This is a genomic window from Qipengyuania aquimaris (genome assembly GCF_009827445.1).
Classification (GTDB): Bacteria; Pseudomonadota; Alphaproteobacteria; order Sphingomonadales; family Sphingomonadaceae; genus Qipengyuania; species Qipengyuania aquimaris.
Genome location: NZ_WTYI01000001.1, coordinates 1,170,992 through 1,187,453 on the forward strand (window position 1 = coordinate 1,170,992; position 16,462 = coordinate 1,187,453).

A 16,462-nucleotide genomic window follows, 5' to 3' on the forward strand; every position below is an offset into this window, starting at 1 on the left:
GCAAAAGTACTGGCCGCGCGGAACCTGAAAGCCGCGCGGCCATTTCTTTGTCACCTCCCCGCGGAAAACTGCCGTTATTGCTACTGCGAACTATTTGCAAAGATAGTTGTCGCATGCGACCTTTTGCCGGTTGCATTCCTATGCTCCGGGGCCTAGGTCGCCCTTCGAACACCGGGCGCGCGTACCCACGCGGGACTCCACGCGCCATAGCGGTCCAGGCAATTTCGTCCCGCGCTGTTTGAAGGACGCACTCACCCTATGGCACGCAAGAAGATCGCGCTCATCGGCTCCGGCATGATTGGCGGCACCCTCGCCCACCTCGCTGCGAAGAAGGAAATGGGCGACATCGTCCTGTTCGACATCGCCGAAGGCATGCCGCAGGGTAAGGCACTCGACCTCAGCCAGTGCGGCCCGATCGAAGGTTTCGACGCGAAGATCACCGGCTCGAACGACTATGCCGATATCGCCGGTGCAGATGTTGTCATCGTCACCGCAGGCGTTCCCCGCAAGCCCGGCATGAGCCGCGACGACCTGCTCGGCATCAACCTCAAGGTGATGAAGGCGGTCGGCGAAGGCATCAAGAACAACTGCCCGGACGCTTTCGTTATCTGCATCACCAACCCGCTGGACGCGATGGTCTGGGCGCTGCGCGAATTCAGCGGCCTGCCGCACAACAAGGTCGTCGGCATGGCCGGCGTACTCGACAGCGCGCGCTTCGCTACCTTCCTCGCCTGGGAATTCGACGTTTCGGTGAAGGACGTGAACGCCTTCGTCCTCGGCGGCCACGGCGACACCATGGTCCCCGTCACCAGCTACACCACGATCAACGGCATCCCGGTCAACGACTTCGCCAAGATCAAGGGCGTTTCGGAAAGCCGCATCGATGAAATCGTCGACCGCACCCGCAAGGGCGGCGGCGAAATCGTTGGCCTGCTCGGCAACGGCTCGGCCTATTACGCCCCGGCCACCAGCGCGATCGCGATGGCCGAAGCCTATCTCGGCGACCAGAAGCGTATCCTGCCCTGCGCCAGCTATGTCGAAGGCAAATACGGCCTCGACGGCCTCTATGTCGGCGTGCCCACCATGATCGGCGCCGGCGGCACGGAAGAAGTGATCGAGATCGAACTGTCGGACGAAGAGAAGAGCAACCTCAAGGTCTCTACCGATGCGGTCGAAGAACTGCTCGAAGCCTGCAAGGGCCTCGACAGCTCGCTGGCATAAGCTGGCAGGAACGGAGACTTCTCATGAAGCGGATCGCACTCCTTTCAGCCCTGCCACTGCTGGCATTTGCAAGTCCCGCAGCGGCGCAGATGAAGCCCGCAGGGGCGCCGGACATTCTCGAAGCTATCGAGATGTGCAAGTCGATATCGACGCCCGTCTGGATGCATCGCGACCTTCTCGAAGATTCAGACTGGCATACGGCTGAAGTGCGCGGCGAACGTCGCCGCACCCGCAAGGTGCGCGGCATCTATGAGAAGTTGGGCAACCGTGCCTATGTCGTTCTGACCCGGGAAGAACTGCGCAACCGTGAATGCGTGGTGCAGGCGCGCCTCGAAGAAACCAGCGCTTACATGCCCCTGCTTCAGGAAATTTCGCAGACCACCGGCATGCCGACCGGTCAGGACGGATACGGCTATACCTGGGAGCTGGACGACTACAACATGCGCGTCGAGCCGACCGGCGAGCGCAGCGCGCCGAGCGTGCGTTTCGTCATTTCGACCATTCCGATGGTTGGCACGGATGATATCCTGGCGGCTGTCGATGCATGCGTAGCCGCGACGGGCGCGACACGCCTCGAAGCTGATGCACTCGCACCGGCTGGCTGGAGCAAACGGACCGAATTCCGCCGTAAGGATTCGGATGGCTCGCTGGGTATCGTCATGTTCGAAAGCGCGGAGAACGCAGCCATCGTTTCGTCGCGGGCAACCGGTGACGACTTCAAGGATTGCCGCGTCTCCGGACGTCTCGAGAGCAAAGAGACCGCAGAGAACCTGCGCGCCGCCCTGACCGGCAAATTCGGAACCCCGAGCGCCGATGACGACAAATTGAATTGGAGCCATGACGGTCGCTCTTTGCGCCTCATGACTTTCGAACGTGCCAACCAGTCGGGGGCGTTCGCTTTCCAGATACCTGTTTCCTACGTGGGAGAAACCGAATGAGCATCCTCGTCGACAAGAACACCAAGGTCATCACCCAGGGGATGACTGGCAACACCGGCACCTTCCACACCCAGCAGGCGCTTGATTACGGCACCAAGATGGTAGCAGGCGTCACGCCCGGTAAAGGTGGCACCGACCACATCGGCCTGCCGCAGTTCAACACGGTGCGGGAAGCCAAGGCCGAAACCGGCGCGACGGCTTCGTGCATCTACGTCCCGCCGCCGTTCGCAGCCGACGCTATCCTTGAGGCGATCGATGCCGAGATGGAACTGATCGTCGCCATCACCGAAGGCATCCCTGTGCTCGACATGGTCAAGGTCAAGGCTGCCCTCACCGGCTCGAACTCGCGCCTGATCGGCCCGAACTGCCCAGGTGTGCTGACCCCTGAAGAATGCAAGATCGGCATCATGCCCGGCTCCATCTTCAAGAAGGGCAGCGTCGGCGTGGTCTCGCGTTCGGGCACGCTGACCTATGAAGCCGTGCACCAGACCACCATGGTCGGCCTCGGCCAGACCACGGCAGTCGGCATCGGCGGCGATCCGGTCAACGGCACCAATTTTATCGACGTGCTCGACCTCTTCCTCGACGACGACGAAACCAAGTCGATCATCATGATCGGCGAAATCGGCGGCAGCGCGGAAGAAGAGGCGGCCGAGTTCATCAAGCAGGAAGCTGCCAAGGGCCGCAAGAAGCCCATGGTCGGCTTCATCGCAGGCCGCACGGCGCCTCCGGGCCGCCGTATGGGCCATGCCGGTGCTATCGTTTCGGGCGGCCAGGGTGGCGCGGACGACAAGATCGCGGCGATGGAAGATGCGGGCATCCGCGTTTCGCCCTCGCCCAGCGAACTTGGCACCACGCTCGACGCGATGCTGAAGGAACTCGCCTGATCTTTGGTCTGTTGCGGAAAGGTTTTCTCCTCCCCGGGAGCCTTCCGCACCGCCGAGGCATTGGCAGTATAAGCCGGCAAGAAAGTCGGCGCGAAAGGTAGCCCGATGGGTAACGAGAGCCACGATTTCCTGCCCGAAATGGGCGATCAGGAGGGTCCGCAGCAAGGGCCCAGTTGGGGTAACCCGCGCTGGTTGGCCGAAGTGGTCGACAGCGATGCGGACCTCACGGCCGCACTTGATCCCACCCAGATGCGTCTCGCGGTCAAGCAGGCCGCAGAGAAGGCCGGCAAGGCCACCGATCCCAAGGCTATCGAACAGGCGGCCGACGACAGCATCCGCGCTATGCTGCTCGTGCGGCTCTACCGCGTGCGCGGCCATCTGGCGGCCGACCTCGACCCGCTGGGTCTTTCCCACCGCGAGGTGCCGGAAGATCTGACGCTGGAATGGCATGGCTTCACCGGCCAGGAAGACCGCGAAGTCTTCGTCGGCGGCGTATTCGGCTTCGACTGGGTCACCGTTCGCGAGCTCTACGATGCCCTGCGCGCTACCTATTGCGGCAATGTCGGCCTCGAGTACATGCACATCTCGGACACGGAGGAACGCCGTTTCCTCCAGGACAAGTTCGAACAGCCCGAAGACACGATCCAGTTCACCGACGAAGGCAAGCGCGCCATTCTCGCCTCCGTAATCCGGGGCGAGGAATACGAGAAATTCCTCGGCAAGAAATACGTCGGCACCAAGCGCTTCGGCCTCGATGGCGGCGAATCCATGATCCCTGCGCTCGAAGCGGTCATCAAGTATGGCGGCCAGCAGGGCGTGCGCGAAATCATCTACGGCATGGCCCACCGTGGCCGCCTCAACGTTCTCGCGAACGTCATGGGCAAGCCGTACAAGGTCATCTTCCACGAATTCTCGGGCGGCTCTTCGAATCCTGACGATGTCGGCGGCTCGGGCGACGTGAAATACCACCTCGGCACCAGCACCGATCGCACCTTCGACGATATCGACGTGCATATGAGCCTCGTGCCCAACCCCTCGCACCTTGAGGCGGTGAATCCGGTCGTCCTCGGCAAGAGCCGCGCGCAGCAGGCCATCCGTGACGACCTCAAGAAGCATGAACAGGTTCTGCCTGTCTTGCTCCACGGCGATGCCGCCTTCGCAGGCCAGGGTATCGTGTGGGAATGCCTCGGCTTCTCGGGTGTGCGCGGGTACAACACCGGCGGCTGCCTGCACTTCGTCATCAACAACCAGATCGGCTTCACCACCAGCCCGCAATTTGCGCGTAGCTCGCCCTACCCGAGCGATGTCGCCAAGGGCGTCCAGGCGCCGATCCTCCACGTCAACGGCGACGATCCCGAAGCCGTGACCTTCGCCTGCAAGCTGGCGATCGAATACCGCCAGAAGTTCGGCCGCGATATCGTGATTGACATGTGGTGCTATCGCCGCTTCGGCCACAACGAGGGCGACGAGCCCAAGTTCACGCAGCCGCTGATGTACGACGCCATTCGCAATCACCCGCGGGTGAGCGAGCTCTACACCAAGCGCCTCGAAGAAGAAGGCGTCATCGAGAAGGGCTATGCCGACCAGTTGCGTAGCGAATTCGACGCCCATCTCGAGGAAGAATTCTCCGCGGCCAAGGATTACAAGCCCGACGAGGCCGACTGGTTCGGCGGTCGCTGGGCCGGCATGAACAAGCCTGCCGATCCCGAGGGCGCACGCCGCAATGTCGAAACCGCGATCGAAAAGAAGCTGTTCGACAGCCTCGGGCGCACGCTGACGACCGTCCCCGAAGACGTGACCATCCATAAGACCCTGGGCCGCGTGCTCAAGGCGAAGAAAGAGATGTTCGACAGCGGCACCGGTTTCGACTGGGCAACCGCAGAAGCGCTCGCCTTCGGCAGCCTCGTTACCGAGGGTTTCGGCGTCCGCCTGTCGGGCCAGGATTCGGGACGCGGCACATTCAGCCAGCGTCATGCCGTCTGGGTCGACCAGAAGGACGAGCGCAAGTACATCCCGCTGACCACCCTCCCCCACGGCAAGTTCGAGGTCTACGACAGCCCGCTGTCCGAATACGGCGTGCTCGGCTTTGAATACGGGTTCGCCATGGCGGATCCGAAGAGCCTAGTGATGTGGGAAGCGCAGTTCGGCGACTTCGCCAACGGCGCGCAGATCATGATCGACCAGTTCATCGCCGCCGGTGAAGTGAAATGGCTGCGTGCGAACGGCCTCGTCCTGTTGCTGCCGCATGGCTACGAAGGTCAGGGTCCGGAACACAGCTCCGCGCGTCTTGAACGCTTCCTGCAGCTGTGCGCGAACGACAATATCCAGGTCTGCAACATCACCGACCCGGCGAACTACTTCCATGTCCTGCGCCGCCAGATGCTGCGTTCGTTCCGCAAGCCACTCGTCATCATGACGCCCAAGTCTCTGCTGCGCCATCCGATGGCCAAGAGCGATGCCGATGGTTTCATGGGCGAAACGCATTTCATGCGGATCAAGTCGGACCTGACCGACATTCCCGACGAGAAGGTGAAGCGCCTTGTCCTCTGTTCGGGCAAGGTCGCTTATGACCTGATGCAGCGCCGCGACGAAGCCGGGGTGGACGATGTGTCCATCGTGCGCATCGAGCAGCTTTATCCCTTCCCCGGCGAACCGCTGGCGGTCCGGATCGAACGGATGAAAAATCTTGAGACCATCGTCTGGTGCCAGGAAGAGCCGAAGAACAACGGCGCGTGGTTCTTCGTCGATCGCCTGATCGAGGAAGCGGCGGAGAAGGCCGGCAAGAAGGGCATGCGTCCCTGCTATGCCGGACGCGAAGTCGCCGCCTCGCCCGCCACCGGATATGCCAGCCGCCACAAGGTCCAGCAGGAAGCGCTGGTCAACATCGCGCTCGGCCTGAACGGCGACAATTCCGCCGCCACCAGCAATTGCCCCTGATCGAGGTCGTAAAAGGAACCACCTGACCATGGCCACCGAAGTCAAAGTCCCCACGCTCGGCGAGAGCGTTACCGAAGCCTCCATCGGCGAATTGCTGAAGAACGTCGGCGATGCCGTCGCCGTGGACGAGCCGATCGTCAGCCTCGAAACCGACAAGGTCGCGGTCGAGGTACCCTCGCCCGTCGCGGGCGTGATCACCGAATTCAAGGTCGAAGTCGGCGACACCGTCGAAGTCGGCGCGGTTCTGGCCGTGATCGAAGAAGGCGGCGCCCCCGCTGCCAAGGGCGAAGAAGCCGGTCGCGCTGCCGAACAGCGGGAAGACGGAAAGGAAGAGCGCGCCGAAGCGAGCGCTCCCGCGGCCTCTTCGGACGCATCGCAAACGCTTTCGCCGGCCGTACGCCGCGCCGTTCTTGAACACGGCGTCGATCCCTCGACAATCAAGGGCACCGGCAAGGATGGCCGCCTGACCAAGGAAGATGTGATCGCCGCTGCCAAGGCCAAGAAGGACGGCGGCACGATTGCCGATGCTGCTCCTGCACAGGCCGCCACCCCGTCGGCTCCGGCTGGCGAGCGCCGCGAAGAACGCGTCAAGATGACGCGCATGCGCCAGACCATCGCCAAGCGCCTGAAGGGCGCGCAGGACAATGCGGCGCTGCTGACCACCTTCAACGATGTCGACATGTCGGCGGTGATCGAGGCGCGTACCAGGTACAAGGACCTCTTCGCCAAGAAGCATGACATTCGTCTCGGTTTCATGGGCTTCTTCGCGAAGGCCGCCTGCCTCGCGCTGAAGGACGTTCCGGCGGTCAACGCCTATATCGAGGGCGACGAGATCGTCTATCACGATTACGTCGACATCTCGGTCGCGGTTTCGGCGCCCAACGGCCTCGTCGTCCCGGTCATCCGTGACGCGCAGGACAAGGGGTTCGCCCGCATCGAGAAGGATATCGCGGACTTCGGCAAGCGGGCCAAGGAAGGCACGCTGACGATGGAAGACATGAAGGGCGGCACCTTCACCATCTCCAACGGCGGCGTCTTCGGATCGCTGATGTCGACGCCGATCATCAACCCGCCGCAGAGCGCCGTTCTCGGCCTCCACCGCATCGAGGACCGCCCAGTCGTCGTCGACGGCGAAATCGTCATCCGCCCGATGATGTATATCGCCCTGTCCTACGACCACCGCCTGATCGACGGCCGCGAGGCTGTGACCGCGCTCAAGATCATCAAGGAAGCGATCGAAGATCCGACCCGGATGCTGATCGACCTCTGAGGAGCGCTAGCATGAAGAAGCTGGTAATCTGCACCACTGCCCTCGTCGCCCTGACGGGCTGCGACGTCGCTAGCGCAGTCGCCGGCGATGCGATCGCGGGAGAAATCCGCACGCGCTACATCGAGCAGTGCCAAGGCATTGCCGAAGGTGCAGGCATTGCTACGGAACGGATCGACGCTGCGTGCGAATGCAGCGCGGACAATTTCAAGGAAGACTTCGCCGCCGATGGCCAGTTGGACATCAATCGCGAGCGGATGGAAGAAGTCTTGAGAATCTGTATCCAGGACGACACGCAAGTCGCTCCTGCGGAGGGATAAAATGGCTGAATACGACTACGACGTCCTTGTCATCGGCGCTGGCCCCGGCGGCTATGTCGCCGCGATCCGCGCAGCACAACTGGGCCTGAAGACCGCCTGCGCCGAAAGCCGCGAGACGCTGGGTGGTACCTGCCTCAACGTGGGCTGCATTCCGTCGAAAGCGATGCTGCACGCATCGGAATATTTCGATGCGGCAAGCAATGGCACGATGGCCGAGATGGGTATCGAGGTTTCGCCGAAGCTGAACCTCGACGCGATGCACGCGCAGCGTCGTGACGCGGTAAAGGGCCTGACGGGCGGCATCGAATTCCTGTTCAAGAAGAACAAGGTCGACTGGAAGAAGGGCCATGCCACCTTCCAGGATGAGCACACGGTCAAGGTCGGCGACGAAACGGTCACCGCCAAGGACATCATCATCGCCACGGGTTCTTCGGTCACTCCGCTCCCCGGTGTCGAAGTCGACAACGACAAGCAGATCGTCGTCGATTCCACCGGCGCGCTGGAACTCAAGTCCGTGCCCAAAAAGATGGTCGTCATCGGCGGCGGCGTGATCGGGCTGGAGCTCGGCTCCGTCTGGCGGCGTCTCGGTGCCGAAGTCATCGTGGTCGAATATCTCGACAAGCTACTGCCCGGCATGGACGACGATGTCCGCAAGGAAGCTGGCAAGATCTTCAAGAAGCAGGGCATGGAACTGCGCCTGTCGACAAAGGTCACCGGCTGCACCGTGAAGGGCAAGAAGGCCACGCTGACGCTGGAACCGTCTTCTGGCGGTGACGCAGAAACGCTCGAAGCCGATTGCGTACTGGTGTCGATTGGCCGCAAGCCGAATACCGATGGCCTCGGCCTCGATGCGATCGGCATCGAAACCAACAAGCGCGGTCAGATCGAAGTCGATCACGACTTCCGCACCAAGGTCGACGGCGTCTGGGCCATCGGCGACGTCGTCCCCGGGCCGATGCTCGCTCACAAGGCCGAAGACGAAGGCATTGCCTGCGCCGAGAATGTTGCTGGCCAGACCGGCATCGTGAACCACGATCTCATCCCCGGCGTGGTGTACACCTGGCCCGAGTTTGCCGGTGTCGGCCTGACGCAGGACGAAGCGATCGAGAAAATGGGTGGCGACAAAAAAGCCATCAAGGTCGGCAAGTTTCCCATGATGGCCAACAGCCGCGCCAAGACCAATCACGAGCCCGAGGGCTTTGTGAAGGTCATCGCGGAAGCCGAAAGCGATCGCGTGCTCGGAGTTTGGGCCATCGCCAGCGTGGCAGGCACCATGATCGCCCAGGCGACGCAGGCCATGGAATTCGGCGCTACATCCGAAGACATTGCCTACACCTGCCACGCCCACCCGACGCATTCGGAAGCGATCAAGGAAGCGGCGATGGGCGTACAGGGCAAGCCGATCCACATCTGATCAGGTCGACGGGAAGGTCTTTGCCAAAACCCACGGGGGTGCGTGAATGGCGGCCTTCCTGATTTTAAACCTGTCCACTAAGGCCGCAATTAAATCTGCGGCTGAGTATCGGCCTTTAGCAAACGAAGATCCTCCGAACTTGCCCTCACTCCTCGAGTGTGTATTAATACCGTAATACACATGGGAGAATGAGATGATCACGTTCCGCCGCACAGCCAATGCCTTCGCCCTTTTGGCCTTGATGCTATCCGGCGCTTCCCTGTCCGCGCAGGATGCACAGCGGATGGAAACCATCGTCTCCGCAAGCGAGGATGACGGCAAGTTCATGGGAACGGCGCTGGTAGCTATTGGCGACGAAATCTTGCTCGACAGCGGGTATGGATCCGCCAATCTTGAGTGGGACATCTCGAACAGCCCGCGCACGAAATTTCGCATCGGTTCGGTCACGAAGCAGTTCACCGCTGCTGCGATCCTGTTGCTCGCGGAACGAGGCGAGATCAATCTAGATGAGGCCATCGGCACCTATTGGTCCAAAGCTCCCGCGTCCTGGGATGCTGTCACCATCCGTCACCTTTTGCATCACACTTCCGGAATTCCGAACGTCACGAGCTTTGAAGACTTCGGAAAATGGAAATACCTGCCCACCGAGCGCGACGAGTTAATCGCCCGTTTCTCCGACAAGCCGCTTGAATTCGAACCTGGCGCAAAGTGGGCCTATTCCAATTCCGGCTACCTGCTTTTGTCGGCCATCGTTGAGGAAGTGGGAGGTTCGCCCTACGCCGAGTTCGTGAAGGAAAATTTCTTCACGCCGCTACAAATGGCGGACACGGCGATCGATGTGACCGCTGAGATCGTGCCTTACCGTGCATCGGGGTATTCCCCGTCCGATGATGCGATGGTCAATGCAGATTACGTCGATATGGGCATCCCCCAAGGTGCAGGAGCCCTATATTCGACAACGCACGATCTCCTCAAATGGCAACGAGGCCTATTCGGCGGCAAGGTTCTCCGACCTGAGAGCCTCGCAATGATGGTTGCCCCAGCCATCGAAGCAATGCCCGATTCCGGCTATGGGATGGGTGTTCTCGTGACCGAGAAGGATGACGGACGTCTCATCTGGCACGGCGGCGGTATCGAGGGATTCAACTCGTTCCTTGGCCACGATCCCGACCGCAACATTACCGTCGTTGTGCTCGCCAATCTGAACGGTGGTGCTGCAAATACTCTAGGGCAATCGCTTGTTACCCTGGCTCGCGGCGGTGAAGTCACCCTGCCCAGCGAACGTGTGACTGCCGACCTGCCGATTGAGAACCTCGCTCAATACGAGGGCGTCTATGCCATAACTCCCGAATTCAAGATCAGCATCTTCGAAAGGAACGGCGCCCTGATGACGCAGGCGACTGGACAGGATGCCTTCCCGATCTTTGCAGAAGAGCGCAAGGACTGGTTCTTCCTCAAGGTCGTCGACGCGCGCCTCCACTTCCAACGTGACGATAACGGAGACGTCACCGGCCTGGTCTTGCATCAAGGTGGTCGCGAGGCGCCGGCAACGAAAGAGTAAGGGAATTGCCCCTCTTCCCCAGCTGACATAGTCTGCAAAGCGAGGGGAGATTGCATGGCCTATCCGAAATTGACCGACAAACCCGGAGCGATTGAAACGGCTGCGCGGATTGCAGCGGGAGAAATCTCGCCGCTTGAGGCTGTCGACGCGGCGATTGCGCGGATCGAACACCTTGATACGCATATCAATGCGGTGGTGGTTTGCGATTTCGAGCGCGCCCGGGATGCGGCGAAAGCTATGGATAAGTCTGCGCCTTCGGACGCTACGCCACTGTTCGGCGTCCCCATGACGATCAAGGAAAGCTTCGACATTGCCGGCCTTCCCACCACCTGGGGCCACGAAGCGCACCGCGACAACATAGCCACGGCGGACTCCGCAGTCGTACGCAAGCTGAAAGCAGCGGGCGCGATCTTTCTCGGCAAGACCAATGTACCGCCTGACCTGGCGGACTGGCAGTCCAACAATCCGGTATATGGCCGCACCAACAATCCTCACGATCACGAACGCTCGCCCGGCGGATCGTCGGGCGGGTCGGCAGCTGCAGTCGCCAGCGGAATGGTGCCGTGCGAATTCGGGACGGACATCGGGGGGTCCGTGCGCGTACCGGCCCATTTCTGCGGCGTATGGGGCCACAAGTCGAGCTGGGGCCTGGTCAGCAAGGAAGGGCACGACCATCCCCTCATGGCAGGTCGCGGCGCGCATGACGGGGTCCTTTCGATCGCAGGCCCCCTCGCCCGCAATGGAGCGGACCTCTCGCTCCTTACCCGGATCACCACCGATCGCCCGCTCGAAGAGCGTCGCGCGCCTCTTTCTCAGATGCGTTTCCTCGCGCTCATCGATCATCCCGACTGCGAGACCGATGACGGTGTTCGCGGTCCTCTCAAAGCTGCGCTCGACACGATGCGCCAGGCAGGCGCGACAGTGGACACCAGCAGCGATATCTTGCCAGACCTTGCCGCGCAGCATGCCGATTACATGCGGATGCTCAACGTAGCGATGGCGCGCGGCGCACCCGGAAAGGACGGCAAGCGAGCCAGCGCTACCGACTGGTTCAACATGCTCGACCTGCAGTATCGCAACGAGCTGGCCTGGGCGAAAGTGTTCGAGACATATGACTTCGTTCTCGCCCCGCCTGCTCCCGTGCTTGCGGTGCCACATACCGATGGCCGGGTCTTCGATGGGGAAATAGAGGTCAATGGCCGGCAGGTTCGCGGTGCAGCCGGTCTGTGCTGGGCCGGGCTCGCCACATTCCCCAACCTTCCCTCGACCGTATTGCCGATCGGTGCGAGCGGCGATCTTCCCTGCGGAATGCAGGTCATGGGTCCCCGCTGGGCAGATCTATCCACGATCGCGGCTGCAGAAGCTATCGGGCAGGTGTTGCACTCCTGAGCCTCGCAGCGCATTCCGGTTGGCGGATCAGACGGAGGATTTTGTGGGTCAGCAGCAAATGATGCGGCGCTTTGCCAAATGGCACATCTGGCTGGCCTGGCTGGCTGGCGTTCCGATCCTGATGTGGACCGTCACTGGCCTCATCATGGTGATCAAGCCGATCGAGGAAGTGCGCGGCAATCATTTGCGCAACGCGGTCACCGAACGCGCCTTGCCCAGCGACACGGAAATCTCGGTCGCCTTGCCAGCGGAAAGCACGCGGCCGGTTCGCTCGGTGAAGACGCAGATCGAACGCGGCGAAACGGTGACGCGGATCACCTACATGGACGGTACGAGCGACAGGTTTCGTGCCGACGGCTCCGAAATGGGCCCGATTTCCGAGGTGGAAGCGCGCATGATCGTGGCCGAGCGCATCAAAGGCGGCGACCGTGTGGCCGACACCGCGCGCTACGATGCCGATGAGGTCCCGTTCGATTTCCGCAGGGAAATGCCGGTCTGGCAGGTCGCCCTGACGGACGGAACCCACGTCTATGTCGGCGAGCATACGGGTGAGATCGAGGCCGTCCGCACGCAGTGGTGGCGCACGTTCGATTTTGTCTGGGGCTTGCACATCATGGATCTGCAGACCCGCGAAGACACCAGCCATCCGATCCTGATCCTGTTTGCAATCCTTGGCGTCCTGGCGTCGCTGCTGGGCTTCGTCCTGATGTTCCGCCGCCGCAAAGCCCGTAAGGTCTAACTCTCTTGAACGAGGAAATCCTCACGCCTGTGCTCGACTGGCTGGACGTTGCCGGAGTGGCGATCTTCGCCATGACCGGGGCCCTGGTGGCGGCCAAGGAAAAGCAGACGCTTGTCACGCTGACATTCTTCGCTCTCATCACCGGAGTAGGAGGTGGCACGATACGGGATCTGCTGATCGGCGCGCCAGTGTTCTGGATGGTCGACCCCTGGGTCTCCGCCACCTGCCTCGGTATCGCGCTGTTTGCATGGTTCACGCCCACGCGCTGGTGGGAGGGCCGGTTCCTGTCGATTGCCGATGGAATGGGCCTCGCCGCCTATGCCGTCCTCGGTACGGCCAAGGCGCTGCAATACGGAGTCCCGCCCGTCCCCGCGGCATTGATGGGGGTAATTACCGGCTGTGTCGGCGGCATCATCCGCGATGTGCTTGCGGGAAGGCCTTCGATCCTGATGCGGCCGGAGCTCTACGTTACCGCCGCAGCCCTTTCCTCTAGCCTGACCGTGGTCGGCTCGCTGGTCGGACTGGAGGACTGGTACGTATGGATCGGCGCGGCGCTGGCCGGATTCGGCCTCCGCCTCGCCGCCATCCTGTTCAATCTAGCCCTGCCCTCCTACGACGAGCGCGTGGCGAGCAAGGACTAGGATTTAGACCGGGTCGCCGGGATAGACGGGGCGATTGTCTTCGTCCTCGCCCTCGATCGGGCCGCCGGGATAGGCCGGTTGGGCTCCTTCGACGACGGCATTTTCCGTGTCCGAAACCATCGCAGTTCGACCGTCGGCCTTCTGCCTCTCGGCAGCATAGCGCGCATCGTCCCACTGGTTGTCTTCGGTGACTGCTGCATAGCCGTCATCGTCGCGATCTTCGTCGCCCTGCCAATTGCCGGACTGCCCGAAATCCACGTTCCGGACGCGGCCATCGTTGCCGATTTCGCAGGAGAAGCCTGCGCCGCTCGAAAGGGTGCCGCTGATCTGCCAACCGCGAGCGGTGCGATCCGCACGGTCCACGGTCTCGACGCGTTCGTCACGCTCCACCGCATCTACGCACATGCTCACGGCGCGGTCGATACCGCGGCCATCGTCCCAGCGCGCATCGTCGCGGCGATCATCGCGATAGTCGCGGTCGCGATAGCGGCGGTCGTCGCTACGCTTCGAATTGTTGGCGATAGCGGCGATGCCACCGATGATCAGGACGCCGGTCAGCACGTCGCCTAGGCTTGGGCCACGGTGGTGACGATAGTGGCGGTAACGGCGGTGCCGATGGTTTTCGTAAATCTGATCGGCGGGATCGTAGCTGGTGACGCCTGCGGGTTTCGCAGCGACAACCGAGACCTGCGGGATGGATGCCGCGGCGACGGGCGACACCCCGATATAAGCGGTCGCGAGAACGGCAGGCGCGAGTGCCCAAGTGTGCAATTTCTTCATGCAAAACTTCCTCTGCCTTCGCGCCCCCACCTAGCGCAAGGAATGACGATGCGACCGATGCCATATCGCAGCTTTAGCACGGCTGAACCGGACACAAAAAACGGCCCGAACCTCAAGGTCCGGGCCGCTGGTGGATTGATCGGGAATTAGCGGAGACCGCGAATGCCCTTGAAATCGACGTGGCTCACACGGCCCCGCTCGATATAGCAGGTGAACTTGCCGTGATCTTCACCGCGATAGCGGCGACGGTCGTCACGATCGTACCTGTCATAGCGGTCGTACCGGTCATAGCCGCCCCAGCGGCCACCACGCTGGCCATCGACGACGATCCGGCCCTTCACCCTCCAGCCATAACGCGTGTCGTCGACATCGCGGATGTCGGTGACCTGGGCGTATCGATAGCCATAACGGCGCGCGTCCTGCTTGGCGGCGCGAACACAACGCTCGACTGCGGCGCGCGGGTTTCCGCGGTTACGATACGCGCTGCGGCGGTAATCGCGCCCGTCGCGGTAATAGCGACCATCGCGGTAATAGCGGCCGTCGCGATAATAGTCGCGGTCCCGCTTAGCCGAATTGGCAATAGCGGCAATGCCGCCGATGATGACTGCGCCGGCGATGACGTCGCCGACGGAGATACCATCGTCGCGGTCGCGGGCCTGGGCCGGAGTTGCGGTGGCCAGCGCCATGGCGCCGACTGCAGCTGTTGCGATCCCACCCTTCGCAATATTCTTGGTAATCTTGGTCATGTGAGGTTCTCCTCATCTCTACCCAGGCGGGATTGCCTCGGTTGAATGAGGTTCTAGGCGAGTCGCACTGAGGTGAGCCTGAATTCCGATTGCAGGCAATATTCAGGAAAGTCTATATTTATCTGAACGCCTAATTCTCAAGCGATTTCAGCACGTCGCGGGTGAAAGCGGCAATATCGAAGCGGGTTCCGACCATGTTTTCCCCACGTCTGACGATCACGACTTCGCGCGAAGGTACGACGACCACATACTGCCCGCGATTGCCAAAAGCGGCGAAAGTGTCGCTCGGAACACCTTCGGACTGGTTCATCAACCACCAGGCTGCTCCATAGCCGAAAGCGCTGCCTTCAGGCTGCGGTCCGGCAGGGCTTGAGACATAATCGCGCCAGTCCTCTGGCAAGATGCGCTCACCTTCCCACACGCCGTCCTGCAAATAGAGTTGACCTAGCCGAGCGAGATCTCGCGCGGTTGACCAGACTTGTGACGAGAGGACGTAGTTACCCCGCCAGTCGGTCTCGGCGACAGTGTTGGTCATTCCGAGCTTCTCGAAGAGGTCCGCAGGCGGATGGTCTTCGAAGGTTTCGTCAATCGCCATGATCGCAGCAAGAGTATCATTGTTGGCGTAGCGATAGATCGTGCCCGGCGCATCAATCAGCGGCCAATTTTGTGCACGTTCCTCTACAGTTGTGCCGCCCCAATAGAGCGGATCGGTGCGATTGCCGCGCGTGTCCGAATACCGACCCGTTGCCATGCGCAGCGCATGGTCGATAGTGATCGCGCGGCGGGGGTCGATATCGTCGGCACCCAGTCCGGCCGAAGCAGTTACCTCCGCCTCACCTCTCTGCACTGCTGCTCCGATCACGGTTGCAGCAATGCTCTTGGCTACAGACCATGTGCGCTGAGGCGTCGTCGCGTAGAAGCCATCGGCATATTGCTCGCCAGCCAGCTTGCCACGGTGAAGCACGGTGACTGCGGTTGTCCGCCCTTCGCCATATGCGCCTGTGAAGGCCGCGCTCACATCCACGCGTTTTTGCGCGATATTGGCCGCCATGGGGTCAGACGTAGTCCGCTCCATGGCAGGATTGCTGGGCGCCTCGGTACGCAAGAAGTTCCAGTCTGGCGGTGTGGCGCCCATCGGAGCGACGAAACAGCCCTTCCCTTCGCGATAGACGGCCCAACGGGGCGGAGCATCTTCGGCCCAGGTCACCGCGACGTGGTCCAGCCCTGGGCGCTGCCCGCTGTCTTCGTCCAGGGGTGCCGCCCAGAACACGTCATATTCTAAGTCGCGGACAATTGGATCGAGAGCAGGGTAAATCCCTGTCAGTTCCCAAGCGTGGACACTCTCAGGCGTTCTCAGCGCGCCATTGGCCTCAGCATTGCCAATCGCGCTGCACAGCATCAGCGCCTTGTAGCCCGCTGCGAGCGCAAGATCGTAGCGCGCATCGAGCTGGTCTTGCGCCGTTGGCGGCGAAACAGAGCGTGATTGCGCATGGGCAGAACTCGCGGGAGCAGTGATCGCAGCGAGAACGCTGGCAAGAATGAGCCTCTTCATGGCAGCCAACCCTAAGCGCGCCCGCCCAAAAGAAAAGGGGCCGGAGGATTTCGCCTCCAGCCCCTCGTCA

14 protein-coding genes are annotated in these 16,462 nt (G+C 61.7%); 11 read left to right on the plus strand and 3 right to left on the minus strand.

Features of this window, described 5'->3' with window-relative positions:
• The first annotated feature begins 258 nt into the window (after positions 1-258).
• The 11 genes from mdh (at position 259) to GRI34_RS05750 (ending at position 13,314) form a co-directional block, all read left to right on the plus strand.
• Positions 259-1,221 carry a malate dehydrogenase gene (gene mdh / locus GRI34_RS05700; RefSeq protein ID WP_160595128.1) on the plus strand — a complete coding sequence of 321 codons (963 nt, stop codon included), beginning with the start codon at positions 259-261 and terminating at the stop codon, positions 1,219-1,221.
• Positions 1,222-1,244: 23 nt separating this feature from the next.
• On the plus strand, positions 1,245-2,159 hold the full coding sequence (locus tag GRI34_RS05705; protein ID WP_160595129.1) for a hypothetical protein: 915 nt from the start codon (positions 1,245-1,247) through the stop codon (positions 2,157-2,159).
• Complete coding sequence (gene sucD / locus GRI34_RS05710) at positions 2,156-3,046, plus strand: succinate--CoA ligase subunit alpha (RefSeq protein ID WP_160595130.1); 891 nt, start codon at positions 2,156-2,158, stop codon at positions 3,044-3,046. Before GRI34_RS05705 ends, sucD begins: the two co-directional genes overlap by 4 nt.
• Positions 3,047-3,151: 105 nt before the next feature.
• Positions 3,152-5,983 (plus strand): 2-oxoglutarate dehydrogenase E1 component, encoded by a 2,832-nt coding sequence (locus tag GRI34_RS05715; protein WP_160595131.1) that lies wholly within the window; start codon positions 3,152-3,154, stop codon positions 5,981-5,983.
• Between the two features lie 28 nt (positions 5,984-6,011).
• A complete protein-coding gene (gene odhB, locus GRI34_RS05720; protein ID WP_160595132.1) occupies positions 6,012-7,253 on the plus strand; it encodes a 2-oxoglutarate dehydrogenase complex dihydrolipoyllysine-residue succinyltransferase in 1,242 nt (413 codons plus the stop codon).
• A gap of 11 nt (positions 7,254-7,264) precedes the next feature.
• Entirely contained in the window at positions 7,265-7,570 is a 306-nt protein-coding gene (locus tag GRI34_RS05725; RefSeq protein ID WP_160595133.1) for a hypothetical protein, read from the plus strand.
• 1 nt (position 7,571) lies between these two features.
• Positions 7,572-8,984 carry a dihydrolipoyl dehydrogenase gene (gene lpdA, locus GRI34_RS05730; protein WP_160595134.1) on the plus strand — a complete coding sequence of 471 codons (1,413 nt, stop codon included), beginning with the start codon at positions 7,572-7,574 and terminating at the stop codon, positions 8,982-8,984.
• 193 nt (positions 8,985-9,177) lie between these two features.
• Positions 9,178-10,545 carry a serine hydrolase gene (locus GRI34_RS05735; RefSeq protein ID WP_160595135.1) on the plus strand — a complete coding sequence of 456 codons (1,368 nt, stop codon included), beginning with the start codon at positions 9,178-9,180 and terminating at the stop codon, positions 10,543-10,545.
• Between the two features lie 54 nt (positions 10,546-10,599).
• The gene (locus GRI34_RS05740; RefSeq protein ID WP_160595136.1) at positions 10,600-11,934 is read left to right on the plus strand and encodes an amidase family protein; all 1,335 of its coding nucleotides are present in this window, start codon (positions 10,600-10,602) and stop codon (positions 11,932-11,934) included.
• Between the two features lie 43 nt (positions 11,935-11,977).
• Positions 11,978-12,673, plus strand: a complete 696-nt coding sequence (locus tag GRI34_RS05745) for a PepSY domain-containing protein (protein ID WP_160595137.1) — start codon at positions 11,978-11,980, stop codon at positions 12,671-12,673.
• Positions 12,674-12,678: 5 nt separating this feature from the next.
• Positions 12,679-13,314, plus strand: a complete 636-nt coding sequence (locus GRI34_RS05750) for a trimeric intracellular cation channel family protein (protein ID WP_160595138.1) — start codon at positions 12,679-12,681, stop codon at positions 13,312-13,314.
• A gap of 3 nt (positions 13,315-13,317) precedes the next feature.
• On the opposite strand, the gene GRI34_RS05755 is transcribed toward GRI34_RS05750, so the two are convergent.
• The 3 genes from GRI34_RS05755 to GRI34_RS05765 form a co-directional block, all read right to left on the minus strand.
• A complete protein-coding gene (locus GRI34_RS05755) occupies positions 13,318-14,094 on the minus strand; it encodes a hypothetical protein (protein WP_160595139.1) in 777 nt (258 codons plus the stop codon).
• A 146-nt stretch (positions 14,095-14,240) separates the two neighbouring features.
• The gene (locus GRI34_RS05760) at positions 14,241-14,840 is read right to left on the minus strand and encodes a hypothetical protein (protein ID WP_160595140.1); all 600 of its coding nucleotides are present in this window, start codon (positions 14,838-14,840) and stop codon (positions 14,241-14,243) included.
• Positions 14,841-14,970: 130 nt separating this feature from the next.
• Complete coding sequence (locus GRI34_RS05765; protein WP_160595141.1) at positions 14,971-16,392, minus strand: serine hydrolase domain-containing protein; 1,422 nt, start codon at positions 16,390-16,392, stop codon at positions 14,971-14,973.
• Positions 16,393-16,462 lie beyond the last annotated feature (70 nt).